The organism is Sulfolobus acidocaldarius SUSAZ (genome assembly GCA_000508305.1).
Classification (GTDB): domain Archaea; phylum Thermoproteota; class Thermoprotei_A; order Sulfolobales; family Sulfolobaceae; genus Sulfolobus; species Sulfolobus acidocaldarius_A.
Genome location: CP006977.1, coordinates 1,937,550 through 1,954,449 on the forward strand (window position 1 = coordinate 1,937,550; position 16,900 = coordinate 1,954,449).

Sequence of the window (16,900 nt, forward strand, 5' to 3'; positions counted from 1 at the left end):
TCACCCATTACTACACGAAGGATTATTCGGAACTGCATAACTATATCTCGGATCATACAGTAGGTTATCTTGAGGTGTCGTTCTTGGTATTCCGGCACTGAAGTACGGTGCGTTAGTACCCACTGCGTATATGTCTCCTGTAGAGCTGTCGTAGTCCAATATAACTATTGGAAGTGGTCTAGGTGCTGGACCTGCGACTACAACTCCTCCATCTTTTAATGCGTATATTGAACCGTGACATGGACAGTGTAAATCAGCGCCCTTGGCATACAATCCAGCCTGATCCTCACTGGAGACTATAACCTGAGCAGGTAGTTGGCAACCTAAGTGTACGCATACATCAGAAAATGCAAATATTGTACCGTTGGGTCCAACACCCTTAATAGTTTGCATTTGACCTAAAGGACCTGCGTATTTGCCATAATAAGGATTAGAAATTTCTGTAATCTGCTGACCTGTTAACACTTGTAGGTCAACTAAAAAACAGGGCTCATTAGTCAGAGGATATGGGAAGAAATAAACTGCACAACCAGAGCTCTTAATCTGTTGTTGTACTTGTTGTATATTAGCTACCTTATATTTAGGAAATCCAGCTAAGCCGTCCGTGTTGTTTGCAACTAAATACTGTTTCGAGATTGAACTTAGTTCACTATAGTAATAACCCACATAATCTAGTGCAGGTTTTATGACTGGAGCAACAGCTATAGCAGCCCCTACTAATAGATACAATCTCAAAAATGTCCTTCTGTCCATTGATTATTAATATTATATCATGTTTTTAAGTTTTACGATAAAATTTTCTAATATAAAATTCTGTTAATTTTAAAAATAGCTAACGGATAATCGGAAAGTTAGATAACTATTAAATTTAAATTTAAGTATATGTATCTAAATTTTATGAAGGCTCAAAGTTCTGTCTTGCCTGTCGTAGTTGGAATTTTAGTTGTAATATTAGCTGTAGCCGTAGGAGTTTACGTCTACAACCAATATACTATGTTATCCTCGCCATCTGGCGGCAATAATGTAAGCACAAGCACCGGACCTAGTAAGATTACGTTACCATATAGTAATAGTAATAAGACTGTTTTTTTGACAATTGTAACTGAATCTTCAAGTAATGTCAATCAGTTCAATTTTAATGGCACTTCATCAGGAAGCTTAGTAATATACATACCAGCAGGATCTACAATAGTTGTAAAATTTATCAATCAAGAATCACTACCTCATAACCTTATACTTCTACAAAATTCCACGCCTACACCTCAAAGTCCTCAAATAACCAGTGATGGAAAGATAATAGATCTAGTAGGTGCATCAATTAGTAACTACGATGTAAATGGTATATCTGGAGGTGCTTCCGCTGAAGGAGTATGGGGACCAATAAGCGCAGGATATTATATGCTAGTATGTGGAATAACTGGTCACGCCGCTTCAGGAATGTGGGCAGTTGTAGTAGTCTCAGATAATGTAACAGCCCCTTACGCAATAGTTCAGTAAAAAGTCCATAAGATGTATAATAGCTTTTTTTACTGAAACCTAGATATATCATGATCATATATTACATACTAACCATCACTTACTCTTAATCAAATAGTAGTGAGGTAAACTACAGAGTATTTATACTAAATATTTCAAACAAATTAATATACTAATTATTTAACGTTTTAATCAATTAAAGCTTAAGGTAATCAAAACGTAAAACTATAACTTGAACGCATATAACACTTAATATATTACAATCTAATCCCTATTTCAAAAATAATGAATAAAAGGAATAATGTAGGATAAGCAAATTAAGTTCAATGACTTTACAATATGAGGAAAGCCTCGCAGGGCAGGGATGATAAAGTTAAAAAAATCCTTTTCTCTCTCTTCCGTATTGTTAGTAAGGGGAGTTAATAAGAAGAAAGGGTTAGGAATCATAACTACAATCACTCTTATGATCCCCTTACCCCTTCCCTGCTCTCTCCTCCAGGTATGAGAGAGGGCTTAAAATACGTCTTGAATGGTTGAGAGAAATAAGCCAAAGAAAGATATAGTAAAAGAGGTTCATAATGCAACTTATAAAGTGTTAAAGGAGAAATTCAACCTTCATCCAAGGTTGGCTTAAGATTGTTATAGGCAGACTGTAGCAGTATACAAGGATTGGCTTAAAAATCCTAAACGCGGTAAGTATTCTAGGGTATGTAGAGTGCCAGTTTGGTTAACTCCTACTACCTCATATAAGCTAAACCTTGAGAGGATGAAAGTGTTAGGGATGGTGGTTATTTACCAATTCTAGGTTATCTTAGAGTGAAATGAAAGAGAAGTATCTCATATTTTTCCTGTGAGAGTTGTGGTTGTGAGAATGATAGGGATGTTATTGCAATCGTGAATTTATATGGGAGGGGGTTTTTGCCTCTTGACTGTTCCTTAGAGATGTAAGCACGAACCGATGGGGAAACCATCGTGTGGATGAGGAAGAAGTCAGTAAAGTTATGAAAATACTTTTCAGAAAAGGAAGGCATATTTCAATTAAGATTCGAGGTTCCTCTTCAGGAGATTGCAATTACAAAGTGACATGTTGTATAAGTATTACACACTATCCATTTCGACTGTTATTTAAAGCCTCTACGTCAGAAAATGATAAATGATTTAACATAAATATCCTTTGCTACTTCACCTATAGATGCTGAAAAGATATAAGGCTAAGGATACAATCCTAAAATAATTACAGCCATTTTTCATTTTATTAATATTATTTATATTAATATTTAATTTGGTATAAATACAAAGGGTTACAGACATTAGATTTACTTAATAAAAATTTAAAAATAAAAACTAGTATGTAATAAGTGAGATGAACATAAAAAGAATTCTCAAAGTTGCACTTTATACCACTAACGCAAGTGACGTAGGACAGATGTATATATTATTAGGTATAATTGCACTTATTATAGGATCAGTTAATGCTGCCCTAATAAGAGATCAATTATCGTTCAATAATTTAAGCGCAGTGGACTATTATGATGCAGTAACACTTCACGGTATATTCATGATATTTTTCGTTGTAATGCCATTAAGCACTGGGTTTGCTAATTATTTAGTTCCAAGAATGATAGGTGCACATGATTTGTATTGGCCAAAAATTAACGCCTTATCCTTTTGGATGTTAGTACCAGCGGTAATACTAGCATCTATTTCACCACTTCTGGGTGCCGTAGATTTAGGATGGTATATGTATGCCCCACTATCTGTTGAAACGACAGTCAATTACGGACTAGGAACAAATATGATAGAAATTGCACTAATTCTTTCCGGTCTATCTTCCACTTTAACTGGTGTGAACTTTGTAATGACAATTACCAAGATGAAGAAAGTTCCCTATCTTAAAATGCCTCTGTTCGTATGGGGATTTTTCACTACTTCCTTATTGTTAATTATAGCTATGCCTTCATTAACTGCAGGTTTAGTTTTCGCTTACCTAGAGAGACTATGGGGAACACCATTCTTTAATTCTGCTCTAGGCGGAAGCGCTGTTTTGTGGCAACAATTATTCTGGTTCTTTGGTCACCCAGAGGTTTACATTTTAATATTACCCGCTATGGGATTGGTAAGTGAATTATTGCCAAAGATGGCAAGAAGAGAGATATTTGGTTATACTGCTATAGCCTTATCTTCCATTGCAATAGCATTTCTAAGTGCGTTAGGAGTATGGATGCATCACATGTTTACAGCAATCGATAATACTCTTGTTCAGATAGTATCATCAGCCACAACTATGGCAATTGCTATACCCTCAGGAGTGAAGGTTCTGAACTGGACAGCTACTCTTTATGGAGGGGAAATAAGGTATAAGACACCTACAATACTGCTTATATCATTCATTGCGATGTTTTTATTGGGCGGAATTACTGGCGTATTTTTCCCATTAGTGCCAATTGACTACGCATTAAATGGAACGTATTTCGTGGTAGGTCATTTCCATTACATGGTTTATGCAATACTCTATGCTCTTCTTGGTGCCTTATTCTACTACTTCCCATTCTGGAGTGGGAAATGGTACAATGATGATTTAGGCAAAGCTGGTGCAATACTATTAGTAGGTGGAACATTTTTGACAGCTACTGGAATGTCAATCGCAGGTATACTGGGTATGCCAAGAAGATATGCTGTTATACCCAGTCCCATATATGACCCATTCCAATTCATGGCTAGCGTAGGTGCAGTATTAACTGGTATAGGATTATTTATATTAGCAGGAGTATTAGTTCATGGTATTTTAAGAGGGAGAGCTGTTAGTGGAGTAGATCCCTGGGATAATATTTCCGTGAAATTACAGGACTTCTTTATAAAACCTGTAAAGTTGCCATTAAGCTTTGGTAAATCATTAGACGGAGCTTTTGATGAGGAATATCATGGTATTAAATTCCCATATTACAGTGTCTTAGGCTTATTCCTCTCATTTATACCCTTAGGTTTTATGTTCATACTGATTGGTTTAATACCGATAGGTATACTACTGTTATTAGCATTCATAGGTGTTGGGCTGTACTGGGGATATGATCAGTGGTTTAAACCTATGCAACCTCCTCCACACTTCTATGCGGATGGAGGTGTACCTGTCACCAACTCAGTTAATAACTCAGTTTCACCATCACTTGGAATTGCCTCAATGAGAGATGCAAGAAGTGCTGTACTATGGTTTATACTGGCTGAAGTGGTACTGTTTGGGTCTTTCATAGGTGGATACGCTTTTATAATGAGTCCTGTTACTAATCCATTATCTTACGTAAATAATATTGTGCCAGCTGTAGAAATCTTCCCATTACCCGCAATTATGACCGCAATATTACTTTCAAGCTCGATACCTGCTCATATAGCATATGAGTATTTCAAGAAAGGAAATGTAAAGATGTTCAGAAACTTGGGACTGTTAACTATGGCTATGGGTCTCACATTCTTAGGTGGACAAATATATGAATTCACCCACTACATCCACTTTATCCCACAAGACTCAGCGGCTTCAGCATTCTTCTTTGCGACAGTGAACCTACACGGCTTCCACGTAATAATGGGATTAGTAATATGGGCATTTATGATGTTGAGAATTCGTAAAGGCTTTACACCATATGCAGGTTCAGTAGCAGCAACGTACTATTGGCACTTCGTAGATGCCGTATGGGTAGTGGTGTTTAGTACATTCTATTTACATCTTATCGTCTAGTATTGGGGATAAATAAGTGAAAAAAAGCAGTTTTTTTATAATTATATCGGTTTTTTTAATAATAATTACAATTAATCCATATACTGAGTCCTACATGTCTATAAATCCTATACCTTATATGTTAGCGCACTATTCTTTATACGCTTCAGGTATACTACTTGCCTATTTTGTTTATGACAGACTAAAAACACTTAACAAGTACATCTCGTTAGTTATTGCAATATTTTTAGCTGTAACATGGCACATTCCTTTCTTCTTCAATTTAGGTGTATATGATTTATGGATAAGATTAATTGAGGAATTGTCACTGTTTATAGGAGGTTACTTTATGGGACATAGTATTAAGGGGCTGAGTAGAAACTTTAACCTATTTCTTCTGGCACTCTGGATGATAGCTGACACTTATCTTTCAGCTCTACTTATGACTTATCCTTCCTTATACACTACACTATATAGTACGCAAAGCCTACAATACCTTGGCGTAATAATGTTTCTCATGATGAATACATTAGTTGTTTATCTTTTGCTTCAATATGTAATTAAGATATTCAAAGAGGAAAAGATGTTCATATAACAGTAGAGATTCCAATTAATCTTATTGAAGTGAAATAGGTAGGAGCTTAACTAATGAAATGGTATTTAGTATAGTCTTTCTTTAAACATAATGTGTAAATCTAAAAGTTAGAGATGACATTACGATAGCTAACTCATGAGCCTTTACTTTTATCCTTTTAACTCTACGAGATTGTCTCCTCTAAAAAAGCGGAAGACTAAGATAATTGATATAAATACCAGTTAATTTAATAATTAACAATGAAGCTTGAAGAGGAGATATTAAAGTTTCTAAAAGATATGTCTGCTAAAGAAGAGGAATTAGAATTTCTTATAATAAATCTGTTTAAACCTCAGTTAGAAAATAAGGGAATAAAACTCGGCAAGATTAGGAGAGAGTATGTGGTCGACGATACTGGAGTTTTACATATAGGTTATGTTTTGCCTATAATGTATTATGAGGAAGGAGATAAGGTATATCTCTTCGTCTCAAAGAATTTTGCTGATTATGGCGCAATAGAACAACTCTTAGTTAGGGAGAAATTGTTATCGGGAAAATTCAATAAACCCATACTTAGATTTCTAGTAGCGTTTACAATACCCAAGAGGTATTATGAATTAGCTAGTAAAATGGGAATTATAGTTATTGCCCAAAATATAATCGAGTAAATTTTTAGTCGTTAAAAAGCTTATAACACTCTTCTGATTCCACGACTAAGTATACTCTTTCTCTTGTATCGTCCAGACAAGGCATGGCTTTTATTACTTTTTTCTCCTTTAGGAGTTTTAGGGCATAGTAAAGTGTCCTTGTGGGAAGCTGAGTTTCTTCCTTTAATTCTCTAAATCTAAGGCTCCTTCTCTCCATAAGTATTTTTAGAACTAGCTTAGCAGAGGGCGGAAGATTTTCCATATGCTATAATCCCCCATTTTATTTCTTAAGAGTTTCGCTTGGTGCAACTTTCTTCAATATGTAGTCTTTCCAAAACATTCCATTACTATCCATACCATAGGTTGTCTCATATCCCATGTTCATCCAAAGCTCCATACCACCCAACATATTATATACTGTCTTTCCTTCGAAGAGTTCAGGTTTAGAGTTTATCAACCAAGTAGTTCTATTTGCGTGTTCACATACTAGTACTATTTGTTTTGTCTCTAACTTAGGTAGTAATATGTCACAATAATCCATTGGAATTAATATTGCTCCCGGTATATGGTGGTCTTCATATTCCCATGGATTTCTTATATCAACTATTGTTACTTCTCCTTTTTTATAGAGTTCTCTCACCACTGAGGGAGGAACGTTCTTCACGTTTTTGTAATAAGGAGTTCTCCTCTCAGTTATTTGAACCATCGGACTAAATCTAATAGACAAGAATATAAATGTATCGCATAATACAAGTTTTACAAAATATATTTAATTATTATTATAATTACTTGAATAAGAAATTACATTAGATAAGCTTTTATTTCTAGCCTGAGTAGGAAAACCCATGAGCATTGATAAGATGGTTGACAGATTCAGAGAGAATTTAGAGAAATATAAGAGAATGGGACTAAACCCTTTGTCTTTAGCAACAGGTTGTGCAGTGAAGGTTGACCTCATTGACACTGTATACCCAGCAATAACTAAAATAAGACCAGTATTAGATAAACTAAATATAGAGATAACTCCAAGAGAGGATGCAGATATATTTATCTCAAGAAAGTTGACCACGAGAAAGAGGATAATAAACTCAGGTGAATTTGATGCCGATAGAGCAGTAGCTCTAATTCAGGTTAATCAGAACACTGCAAGTAGCCCAGATAAATTTGGTGAGTTTCTACTGAGAGTTTACACTTCAATTAAAACTAATAGGAAATTGACAATAGGCAAAGGACATTCCATAGTGACCACAAATCCAAAAGGTGAGGTGGCAGTGCTGGATTTATTCAAATTAGACGGAGATAAGGAAAACTCATACACTGTCACAAATAATGATACCATTCAGATCGTGGATCCTTTGGACGATCCAGGATCCCAGGTTCAAGTTGATGTAGCTATCTCAAACTCCTTAAATGATTTGTTCACTAAGGGGGTCTTTCAGGATATCGAGATTGTTCCTGTGGTGGATGCTCCTTTAGAGGAGTTAAGGACAAAACTCCTAGAGAACTACAAAGTATTCTCTGAAAAATATTCATTCCAGATGGAAAATGATATTCAGCCTAAAGTAGGTACATTAATGATTGGGGCAACTGTTATAGGTAAGTCTGATCATGAGTTGCCAACTTTTTATAATAACGTGAACGAGAAAATGGAAATTCTAGTTACAAGACCAGTAGGTGAATTAACTCCAATAAACTTATCCATGTGGATATTAGCTGTTCCAGAACTAGTAGAAGAACTTGAGAAGAGAGGAATCACAATAAAAAGGGTTGAGGATGCTAAGAGAAAGGCATTAGATTACATGAAGAAACCTAATATTGATGTGGCGAAAACCATGTACAATTATTTACCTCCCTTTGGAAAGCAGTTTGATGAGAGAAGCCATATAGCTATTACTACTGATGTCACAGGACCTGGCTTATTTGTAGTTAAGGAGTTTGCTAAAAAGGCAAATGTTGACGTTGAAATAACTGATATTCCAGTAATCGATTCAGATATTCATGAATTCTCCACAGAGAATTTTATAATACCTAATTCTACTGCTGGAACTAATGGTGCTATAGTCATATTTGCCCATAGTGATGTGATAAATCAGTTATATGAAGATCTAAAGAAAATAGGACAAGAACCAAGGGTTATAGGTAAGGTTATACGTAAGGGAGATGGTATTGTATATGCTCCACAAATAGTTACAAAATACATTCATAGGGCTAATGTACTTAAGGAGTTTAAGTTAAAGTAAAGTATAAATATTTCTACTTATACATATTTTATACAATTTGAGTTAAAAAATTTACCTTGAAAAATAATTAGGAGAAACAGTAATATTCCTAAAAAGAGTTGAGTCTGTCCACATTTTTCAATGTAAATTTTTCACAAATTTATGCTTTAGAAGTTAAAAATATTTTAATGATTAAATAAATACTTATGAATATATTATAAAATGTGTATCCGCCTGAGTTTAGTTATGTAAGGGCAGAAAGCCTACAAGAAGCTCTAAAATTCCTGGAAGGAAATGACAACACTAGACCACTAGCTGGTGGACAGAGCCTAATTCCTATGTTAAAGCTGAGAGTTCTGTCACCTGATTATATACTAGATATTAACAGGCTCAATGAACTGAATTACGTAAAGACAAGCCTAAATGGCGTAAGTATTGGAGCTCTGACGAGATATCACGACATACTGAGTAATGATATTCTAAAATCTAAAGTACCATTAATGCATCATGCGACAAGAACAATAGGAGACATGCAAGTTAGAAATATGGGAACAATAGGTGGGGCAATTTCCAATGCAGACCCTGCGTCCGATATGCCAGTCGTATTAACTGCACTAAATGCAACAATTATTCTTTCCTCAGTTTCAGGAAGCAGATCTGTGAAAGCCCTTGATTTCTTCAAGGGACCATTTACAACAGACACGAACAAAGGAGAATTAGTAACTCAGATTGAGGTTCCAGTGTTAGACGGGTATAAAACTGTGTACAAAAAAGTTGTAAGGAGAGCCGGAGATTATGCCCTGGCTTCAGTTGCACTAGCCATTAAATTAAAGGGAAATGAAATAGAGGATATTAAATTAGCCTATGGAGGAGTTCATGATAAGCCATTCAGAGCCATGGAAGTTGAAAAAAATGTGATTGGAAAGAAATTGGACGATGACCTAGTGAAAGATATTGCAAGTAAAGTTTCTAGTCAAGTCAATCCCCCCTCCGATCATAGGGGAAGTTCCTGGTATAGGAGGGAAGTTGTTAAAGTTCTAACCATGAAAGCATTTAAGGAGGTGGCTTAAAGGTGTTAGTTGTTAAGAAAGGAGAAGGGGTAAAAGTAAGAGTAAGAGTAAACGGAGTATGGTATGAAAAATATGTGAGCCCAAGAACACTGTTGGTGGATTTCATAAGAGATGAGTTAGGTCTAACGGGAACTAAAGTTGGCTGTGATACAACGACCTGTGGTGCGTGTACAGTAATAATGAATGGTAAATCAGTTAAATCCTGTACAGTCTTGGCTGCACAGGCTGATGGGGCAGAAATAACAACGATTGAAGGTTTATCAAGTGATTCCAAGTTACACCCAATTCAAGAAGCTTTTAAAGAAAACTTTGCACTACAATGTGGATTCTGTACTGCTGGCATGATTATGCAAACTCACTTCTTCCTAAAGGAGCATCCAAATCCCACAGAAGAGGAGGTAAGGGATGGGATACACGGTAATATTTGTAGATGTACAGGTTATCAGAATATAGTTAAAGCTGTTCTAGATGCTTCTAAGAGGTTGAGATCATGACCTACTCGGGTAAATCCATAAAAAGATTAAACGACGATAAATTCACCACAGGAAGAAGTAACTATATTGACGATATAAAAATACCGTCCCTTTATGCAGGCTTTGTGAGAAGTCCACATCCCCATGCTAATATAAAGAGAATAGACGCTACCGATGCTCTCAAAGTTAACGGGATCGTGGCTGTATTTACTGGTAAGGATATCAATCCGATGTTGAAAGGTGGTGTTGGAGTACTTTCAGCATATGTAAATCCAAGTCTATTCAGATTTAAGGAGAGGAAGGCGTTTCCGGAAGATAACAAAGTAAAATATGTTGGAGAACCTGTAGCAATAGTGATTGGACAAGATAAGTATGCTGTTAGAGACGCTATAGACAAAGTAAACGTAGAATACGAACAATTAAAACCAGTACTAAAAATGGAAGACGCTGAGAAAGATGAAGTAATAGTCCATGATGAGTTGAAAACCAACGTGTCTTATAAGATACCGTTTAAGGCAGGAGATATTGAGAAAGCGTTTAGCCAAGCTGATAAAGTAGTGAAAGTTGAGGCAATAAATGAGAGACTAATTCCAAACCCAATGGAGCCAAGAGGTATTCTCTCAGTTTATGATGGAAATTCACTTTCAGTATGGTATTCTACACAAGTACCACACTATGCACGTAGTGAGTTTGCTAGAATTTTCGGAATACCTGAAACTAAGATAAGGGTAGCCATGCCTGATGTGGGAGGCGCATTTGGTAGTAAAGTTCACATTATGGCAGAGGAGTTAGCAGTAATTGCGTCCTCAATATTATTAAGAAGACCTGTAAGGTGGACAGCAACAAGAAGTGAGGAGATGCTAGCAAGTGAAGCTAGAAGTAATGTGTTCACTGGAGAAGTCGCAGTGAAGAAAGACGGGACTGTCTTAGGCATCAAGGGTAAACTATTGCTTGATCTAGGCGCCTACCTCACGCTAACCGCAGGAATCCAACCTACCATAATACCCGTAATGATACCTGGACCATACAAGGTTCGTGACCTGGAGATAGAGAGCACAGCAGTTTACACTACAACACCCCCAATAACCATGTATAGAGGAGCTAGCAGACCTGAGGCTACATATATAATTGAGAGAATAATGAGTACTGTTGCCGACGAGTTAGGTCTAGATGATGTGACAATCAGGGAAAGGAATCTTATTGACCAATTACCATATACCAATCCATTTGGACTCAGATATGATACAGGAGACTACATAAGAGTGTTCAAAGATGGTGTAGCTAAGCTAGAATACAACGAACTAAGGAAATGGGCTCAACAAGAGAGAAGTAAAGGACATAGAGTGGGAGTTGGACTAGCATTCTACCTGGAGATATGTAGCTTCGGTCCCTGGGAGTATGGAGAGATTAAGGTAGACAATAAGGGAAATGTATTAGTGATAACTGGAACTACTCCTCATGGTCAAGGGACTGAAACTGCTATAGCCCAAATAGTTGCAGACGCATTACAAATACCCATAGAGAAAATAAGAGTTGTATGGGGAGATACTGATATTGTAGAGGGTAGTTTTGGAACATATGGTTCAAGATCATTAACTATAGGTGGCTCAGCTGCATTAAAGGTTGCTGAAAGAGTCCTAGACAAAATGAAGAAAGCTGCTGCGAGCTACTTCAACGCTGATGTACAGGAGATAAGATATGAAAATGGAGAATTCTCGGTGAAGAATGACCCAAGTAAGAAAGCAAGTTGGGATGAAGTAGCCAGCCTAGCTACAACAAAAGAACCTATAGTGGAGAAGATATATTATGAAAATGACGTTACATTCCCATATGGTGTTCACGTAGCTGTAGTTGAGATTGACGACTTAGGAATAGCCAGAGTTGTGGAGTACAGGGCTTATGACGATATAGGTAAAGTCATTAACCCTGCATTGGCAGAGGCACAGATACATGGTGGAGGAGTTCAAGGTGTAGGACAAGCATTATATGAGAAGGCTATAATTAATGAAAACGGTCAACTAAGCGTAACCTATGCCGACTATTATGTTCCTACAGCTGTAGAGGCTCCAAGATTCATATCTTACTTTGCAGATAAGTCTCACCCATCCAATTACCCAACAGGAACCAAAGGTGTTGGAGAAGCTGCATTAATTGTAGGACCTGCAGCTATCATAAGGGCTATTGAAGACGCTGTAGGTGCAAGGTTTACAAAAACGCCAACTCCTCCTGAGGAAATATACAAGGCTATGATGAGTAAAAAGTGAAAATTTCTTTCTCGCGCTTTTTTCCCATCCTTCTTTATTTTCGCTTATAACACTGTTATATGACTTTATTTCCTTTTCAGACTTCTAACCACTTATTTGCATAAAAAGAATCCAAATTTACTTTTCAACATAACCTTGTCTAAAATCAGGCTTTATGTTAAAGTTCTATTCTCTTACCAATATAACAATAATTTGAAATAATTCTTCTCTTTGATTTACTCCTAATTGATAATGAAAACACTTAAATAGTCTCCATCATCATATATTATTGATTCTTATGGCGGACATAAAAAATAGTAAAACTGCAGAAAACTTAAGACACGCATTTATGGGAGAAGCAATGGCAAACAGGAGATACCTATTCTTCGCTAAGACTGCTGATGAAGAAGGATATCCTGAACTAGCTCAGCTAATGAGAAGCATAGCTGAGGGTGAAACAGCCCACGCATTTGGACATTTAGACTACATAAAGCAAGGAGGAATTGGTGATCCAGCTACAGATAAACCAATAAGGACATTAGAAGAAATGTTGCAATCTGCAATAGCTGGAGAAACCTACGAATGGACACAAATGTACCCTGGTTATGCAAAGCAAGCTAGAGAGGAAGGATTTGAAGACGTTGCAGAATGGTTCGAGACTTTAGCAAGAGCAGAGAAGAGCCACGCAGAGAAATTCACTAAGGCTTTAGAGTTACTCAAGGGAGGCAAGTAATGTATACTTTAAATCCAAGTAATCCTTCTTTTTTTAATTCTGAGAAGTTATACTCTGAATTCGTTAGGCAAGTAACAGTTTGTCACGGCTGTAGAATGTGTGTAAACTATTGTGATTCCTTCCCTGTTTTATTTAAAAAAATTGACAGTAAAGAACAGGACTTAAACAAGCTTACCCTAGATGACTTATTTGATGTTGCGTCAAAGTGTTTTCACTGTAAACTTTGCTATGTGAATTGCCCCTATATCCCTCCCCATGAATTCAACATGGATTTCCCTAGTCTAATGGAATGGGCGTGGTTATATTATAAGAGCAAGACTGGACTTAGAATTAAAGATTACATGTTTGAAATGTTAGATGCAACCAACTTAGCTAGACCTTTGGTAAAGCATTTAATGCAAAAAGGAAAAGAAGTTCTTGGACTACACAAAGACGCCCCCACTTTGCCCGTTTCTGAAAAAGGTTTGAAGGAAAAAGTCAAACCCAAGAAGATAGAAAATCCCAAGGCTAAAGTTGCACTGTTCACTACTTGCCTTGTAGATAACTTCTTTACAGATATAGGTGAAGATCTAATAGAAGTCTATAACTCTTTAGGTATAGAAGTTATAATACCAAACTTTTTGTGTTGCGGTGCTCCCATGCTTGATGCAGGAGATGTTAACAGACTGAAGAAGAATGCAGAACATAATATGAAATTAATTGAAGAGCTTATAAATAAGGGCTATGACATTGTTGTACCTATCCCTACATGTGCTTTGATGATCAAAGAATACCATAGGGTTCTTGATAAAAAAGTACCTAAAGTTTATGACTCTATTGAGTATCTACAAAAGCTGAAAAATGAAGGCAAAATTGAATTAAATGCCAAATTTGACAAGACCATATACTATCATCCACCTTGCCATTTAAAGTACTTGCAGGTTGGTTTGCCAGGACCTCGATTACTTAGAACTCTAGGAGCCAAGGTTGAGATATCAAATAAGGGCTGTTCAGGTATTGACGGAGGATGGGGTTTAAGGAATTACAATACAGCTAGGAGAGTTGGAAGTAAAATGATGGAATCATTTAAGCAAAGTAAAGCTGACGTATTCATGACTGAGTGCCCACTTGCTGGGCTTCAAATTGAAAAAGCCTCTAATAAGAGGCCATTACATCCTATACAGTTATTAAAGGAGGCGATGAAAAACGGTTAAGTTAAGTGTAGAAGAATTCCTCCCATGGAAAGAGTATGAAAAGGTAAGAAAAGACAGAGTTAAAAGAATAGTTGAAATAAAGAAAATAAGAAGAGTAAGTTTAGGAGAGAGACTATCACTACTATTTGAGAACAGAGACACAGTAGCGCACCAAATACAGGAGATGATATATCTAGATAAGTTATATAAGAAAGAGGATATTCTCAGGGAAATACAGGTCTACTCTACACTCCTACCATGCAACGGAAAACTTAAAGCTACACTATATATACATGCGTATGACTTCAAGGACTTAGACTGGGTATTCGACAATCTAGGTGGAATTTATAATGAGGTTTACCTGAAAGTGGGAAGTAAATTAATACAAGGGGAGCCTGAGGGAGGAAGGGAACAAGGTAGAGAGTTCTCAACAGTTCAATACCTAATTTTTGATCTTCAGGGAGAAAAGAGCACAGATATGGAGTTACAAGTACTTCACAAGAACTACAAATACACAGTGAAACTGGATAAGAAACTGGCAGAGGACTTGATTAAAGACGCCTATGAAGTTTGTGAACAAGTTATAGGTTAACAGCTCTTTATTTTTGTAACAACCAATCTATTTTCCTCAAGTAAATTGTTAATGCAATTCCTAAATTACAAAATGACGAAAGCCTCGCCCTTTAGGGCGGGGAGGAAGTCAGCAGGAGTACTAAAGACAGACCGAAGTATGGTGAATTAAGGTTAGACGGTTAGTCGTTAAAACTTATCGTCAATATACTTGCTACCGCGGTTATGGGTAAGAATATAAATGAGATAGAGGTCAATTTTTTATCACTATGTTCAAATCATTCCGTATTTCAGTCAAGTATTGTTATATAACTCAGATTCCCTTGTGATCAAGATTTCGGCTTTATCTTAAGCAAATAGACAGTCATCTTCCACTTCCTTATCTAGAAACTTAGATAATTTCTTTAAAAGATAGTAGGGCTGAAGAATCTGAGTATAATGTAATAATCTCTGACCTAACCTGATTTATCTCAGATGTTGATTTAACATTTCTATCCGTTATCTTCTTAAGCAAACTTTCTAGTTTCTTATTAACTTCTATCCTTCTAATACCTAATTCGTGTAATAGACCGTAGACCAGAGACTTCATAACAGAATTTACTTTACACTCTTCAACCTCACCTTCATTCCCTAGCTTAACTAAGAACTCGGAGTGAAACAGTATGTTCTCATTGGTTATAGTTAGATAGTGAGGCTTCTCACTGAAGTCAATTCTAACATAATAGGAACCATTTTCACAGATTAACCTATAGACGTCGACATCGTCCTTGGGGAAGTCAGAGGGTAGTTCAGATACTGCGAAATTACATACCATAGAATCACATTAGAGAAGAATATTATAAAAAATATAATCAATACACTTAAACGGTAACTTACTGTTAAATTTGAGAGGATATAACGATTTAAATAATAATTATAAATTATAAGGCATGAGATTAGGAAAGATAGACGCAAAAGTATTCTCCAGTGTGATCTATCCGCATCTGGGTAAGATAAGAGAGGAAGTTATAGTACCACCACAGAATGGTGTAGATACAGGCGTAATAGACCTGAATGACGGAAGGGTTTTAGTAGTTAAAACGGATCCCGTATTTATTGTACCTCAACTTGGATTCAGAAAATCAGCCTGGTTTGCAGTCCACATCTTAGCGAGTGATGTAATGACATCAGGAATTCCGCCACAGTATGCGTTAATTGATCTTAATCTTCCGCCCAGTATAAAAGACGATGAATTTCAAGATATGTGGGTAGGGATGCATGAGGCTATGAAAGAAATAGGGGTAATGGTAGTTGGTGGGCACACAGGTGTATACGAGGGCACAGATTATCCCATGATTGGAGGCTTTTCGATGTTAGGTATCGGAAGTAAAGAAACTGTCGGAATGCCATCAAAGGTTAGGGTAGGCGATGATGTAATAATGACTAAGGGACCGGCAATTGAGGCAGTAGCGTTGTTGACCAATCTACATCCAGAGTATTTTAAACAGAGAATCAGTAGCAAAGAACTCTTCGAAGATGCCTACAACTTATACTGGGAGATGAGTTGTTGGAAGGATGGACTTATAGCTTCAAAGATTGGTATCCACTTAATGCATGACGCTACTGAAGGAGGAGTTTATGGAGCATTAAATGAAATAGCAAAGGTCACGAACAAGATGATAAAGATATATGAGAGTAGATTATTCATTAGACCCAGCGTTAGGGAAATAACCAGAATAGTGGAGATTGATCCATGGTCATCAATAAGTGAAGGTACCATGATTATTATAAGTGATAAGGGGGAGGAGATAAAGAGAGAGCTCATTCAAAATAGAATAGAGGCTGAAATTATTGGAAAGATTGATAATGGCGAGGGAGTTGAATTGGTAGGTAAGGATGGGGCCAAGAGAAAAGTAAATCCACCTGAAGAGGATCCGTTCTGGAGAGCCTTCTTCAAGCTATCTAAGGAAATGTGAAATATTATCTAGAAGAAAAGAGAAAAAATAAAAAATCTTGGTTACTTTTAAAACATTTT

At 36.5% G+C, this 16,900-nt stretch carries 16 protein-coding genes and 1 pseudogene; 13 read left to right on the forward strand and 4 right to left on the reverse strand.

What is annotated here, in order from left to right; all coding sequences use genetic code 11:
- The gene (locus SUSAZ_10610; protein ID AHC52286.1) at positions 1-753 is read right to left on the reverse strand and encodes a Rieske (2Fe-2S) protein; all 753 of its coding nucleotides are present in this window, start codon (positions 751-753) and stop codon (positions 1-3) included.
- Between the two features lie 144 nt (positions 754-897).
- On the opposite strand from SUSAZ_10610, the gene SUSAZ_10615 reads away from it, so the two are divergent.
- The 5 genes and pseudogenes from SUSAZ_10615 (at position 898) to SUSAZ_10635 (ending at position 6,427) form a co-directional block, all read left to right on the forward strand.
- Entirely contained in the window at positions 898-1,497 is a 600-nt protein-coding gene (locus tag SUSAZ_10615) for a sulfocyanin (protein AHC52287.1), read from the forward strand.
- Positions 1,498-2,005: 508 nt separating this feature from the next.
- Complete coding sequence (locus SUSAZ_10620; GenBank protein ID AHC52665.1) at positions 2,006-2,110, forward strand: hypothetical protein; 105 nt, start codon at positions 2,006-2,008, stop codon at positions 2,108-2,110.
- 729 nt (positions 2,111-2,839) lie between these two features.
- On the forward strand, positions 2,840-5,206 hold the full coding sequence (locus SUSAZ_10625; protein ID AHC52288.1) for a quinol oxidase subunit 1/3: 2,367 nt from the start codon (positions 2,840-2,842) through the stop codon (positions 5,204-5,206).
- A 16-nt stretch (positions 5,207-5,222) separates the two neighbouring features.
- Positions 5,223-5,786 (forward strand): annotated as a pseudogene (locus SUSAZ_10630) (hypothetical protein).
- Between the two features lie 233 nt (positions 5,787-6,019).
- Positions 6,020-6,427, forward strand: coding sequence for a hypothetical protein (locus SUSAZ_10635; GenBank protein ID AHC52289.1), 408 nt, complete (start codon positions 6,020-6,022; stop codon positions 6,425-6,427).
- Between the two features lie 4 nt (positions 6,428-6,431).
- Here the strand turns inward: SUSAZ_10635 and SUSAZ_10640 are convergent, their stop codons facing one another.
- Together SUSAZ_10640 and SUSAZ_10645 are read right to left on the reverse strand one after the other, a co-directional pair.
- Positions 6,432-6,668, reverse strand: coding sequence for a transcriptional regulator (locus tag SUSAZ_10640; protein AHC52290.1), 237 nt, complete (start codon positions 6,666-6,668; stop codon positions 6,432-6,434).
- A gap of 18 nt (positions 6,669-6,686) precedes the next feature.
- Positions 6,687-7,112 carry a rhodanese gene (locus SUSAZ_10645; GenBank protein AHC52291.1) on the reverse strand — a complete coding sequence of 142 codons (426 nt, stop codon included), beginning with the start codon at positions 7,110-7,112 and terminating at the stop codon, positions 6,687-6,689.
- 139 nt (positions 7,113-7,251) lie between these two features.
- Here SUSAZ_10645 and SUSAZ_10650 point away from each other — a divergent pair, with 139 nt between their 5' ends.
- From SUSAZ_10650 to SUSAZ_10680, 7 genes are all read left to right on the forward strand, one after another.
- Positions 7,252-8,646, forward strand: a complete 1,395-nt coding sequence (locus tag SUSAZ_10650) for a selenophosphate synthetase (GenBank protein ID AHC52292.1) — start codon at positions 7,252-7,254, stop codon at positions 8,644-8,646.
- 203 nt (positions 8,647-8,849) lie between these two features.
- Positions 8,850-9,695, forward strand: a complete 846-nt coding sequence (locus SUSAZ_10655) for a carbon monoxide dehydrogenase (protein AHC52293.1) — start codon at positions 8,850-8,852, stop codon at positions 9,693-9,695.
- Between the two features lie 2 nt (positions 9,696-9,697).
- Positions 9,698-10,189, forward strand: coding sequence for a (2Fe-2S)-binding protein (locus SUSAZ_10660; protein ID AHC52294.1), 492 nt, complete (start codon positions 9,698-9,700; stop codon positions 10,187-10,189).
- The gene (locus tag SUSAZ_10665) at positions 10,186-12,432 is read left to right on the forward strand and encodes an aldehyde oxidase (GenBank protein AHC52295.1); all 2,247 of its coding nucleotides are present in this window, start codon (positions 10,186-10,188) and stop codon (positions 12,430-12,432) included. Before SUSAZ_10660 ends, SUSAZ_10665 begins: the two co-directional genes overlap by 4 nt.
- Before the next feature lie 277 nt (positions 12,433-12,709).
- Positions 12,710-13,144 (forward strand): rubrerythrin, encoded by a 435-nt coding sequence (locus SUSAZ_10670; protein AHC52296.1) that lies wholly within the window; start codon positions 12,710-12,712, stop codon positions 13,142-13,144.
- Positions 13,144-14,337, forward strand: coding sequence for a glycerol-3-phosphate dehydrogenase (locus SUSAZ_10675; GenBank protein ID AHC52297.1), 1,194 nt, complete (start codon positions 13,144-13,146; stop codon positions 14,335-14,337). Before SUSAZ_10670 ends, SUSAZ_10675 begins: the two co-directional genes overlap by 1 nt.
- 163 nt (positions 14,338-14,500) lie before the next feature.
- The gene (locus tag SUSAZ_10680; GenBank protein ID AHC52298.1) at positions 14,501-14,908 is read left to right on the forward strand and encodes a fructose-bisphosphate aldolase; all 408 of its coding nucleotides are present in this window, start codon (positions 14,501-14,503) and stop codon (positions 14,906-14,908) included.
- A gap of 369 nt (positions 14,909-15,277) precedes the next feature.
- Here SUSAZ_10680 and SUSAZ_10685 read toward each other — a convergent pair whose 3' ends face one another.
- Positions 15,278-15,700: a hypothetical protein gene (locus tag SUSAZ_10685; protein AHC52666.1), complete on the reverse strand. Its 423-nt coding sequence runs from the start codon at positions 15,698-15,700 to the stop codon at positions 15,278-15,280.
- A 115-nt stretch (positions 15,701-15,815) separates the two neighbouring features.
- On the opposite strand from SUSAZ_10685, the gene SUSAZ_10690 reads away from it, so the two are divergent.
- Entirely contained in the window at positions 15,816-16,841 is a 1,026-nt protein-coding gene (locus SUSAZ_10690; protein ID AHC52299.1) for an AIR synthase, read from the forward strand.
- Positions 16,842-16,900 lie beyond the last annotated feature (59 nt).

What these genes read in the sequence shown, in the direction of transcription:
- SUSAZ_10610 (AHC52286.1), bottom strand. Translation starts at nt 753, where the DNA reads ATGGACAGAAGGACATTTTTGAGATTGTATCTATTAGTAGGGGCTGCT.
- SUSAZ_10615 (AHC52287.1), top strand. Translation starts at nt 898, where the DNA reads ATGAAGGCTCAAAGTTCTGTCTTGCCTGTCGTAGTTGGAATTTTAGTT.
- SUSAZ_10620 (AHC52665.1), top strand. Translation starts at nt 2,006, where the DNA reads ATGGTTGAGAGAAATAAGCCAAAGAAAGATATAGTAAAAGAGGTTCAT.
- SUSAZ_10625 (AHC52288.1), top strand. Translation starts at nt 2,840, where the DNA reads ATGAACATAAAAAGAATTCTCAAAGTTGCACTTTATACCACTAACGCA.
- SUSAZ_10635 (AHC52289.1), top strand. Translation starts at nt 6,020, where the DNA reads ATGAAGCTTGAAGAGGAGATATTAAAGTTTCTAAAAGATATGTCTGCT.
- SUSAZ_10640 (AHC52290.1), bottom strand. Translation starts at nt 6,668, where the DNA reads ATGGAAAATCTTCCGCCCTCTGCTAAGCTAGTTCTAAAAATACTTATG.
- SUSAZ_10645 (AHC52291.1), bottom strand. Translation starts at nt 7,112, where the DNA reads ATGGTTCAAATAACTGAGAGGAGAACTCCTTATTACAAAAACGTGAAG.
- SUSAZ_10650 (AHC52292.1), top strand. Translation starts at nt 7,252, where the DNA reads ATGAGCATTGATAAGATGGTTGACAGATTCAGAGAGAATTTAGAGAAA.
- SUSAZ_10665 (AHC52295.1), top strand. Translation starts at nt 10,186, where the DNA reads ATGACCTACTCGGGTAAATCCATAAAAAGATTAAACGACGATAAATTC.
- SUSAZ_10670 (AHC52296.1), top strand. Translation starts at nt 12,710, where the DNA reads ATGGCGGACATAAAAAATAGTAAAACTGCAGAAAACTTAAGACACGCA.
- SUSAZ_10675 (AHC52297.1), top strand. Translation starts at nt 13,144, where the DNA reads ATGTATACTTTAAATCCAAGTAATCCTTCTTTTTTTAATTCTGAGAAG.
- SUSAZ_10680 (AHC52298.1), top strand. Translation starts at nt 14,501, where the DNA reads ATGATATATCTAGATAAGTTATATAAGAAAGAGGATATTCTCAGGGAA.
- SUSAZ_10685 (AHC52666.1), bottom strand. Translation starts at nt 15,700, where the DNA reads ATGGTATGTAATTTCGCAGTATCTGAACTACCCTCTGACTTCCCCAAG.
- SUSAZ_10690 (AHC52299.1), top strand. Translation starts at nt 15,816, where the DNA reads ATGAGATTAGGAAAGATAGACGCAAAAGTATTCTCCAGTGTGATCTAT.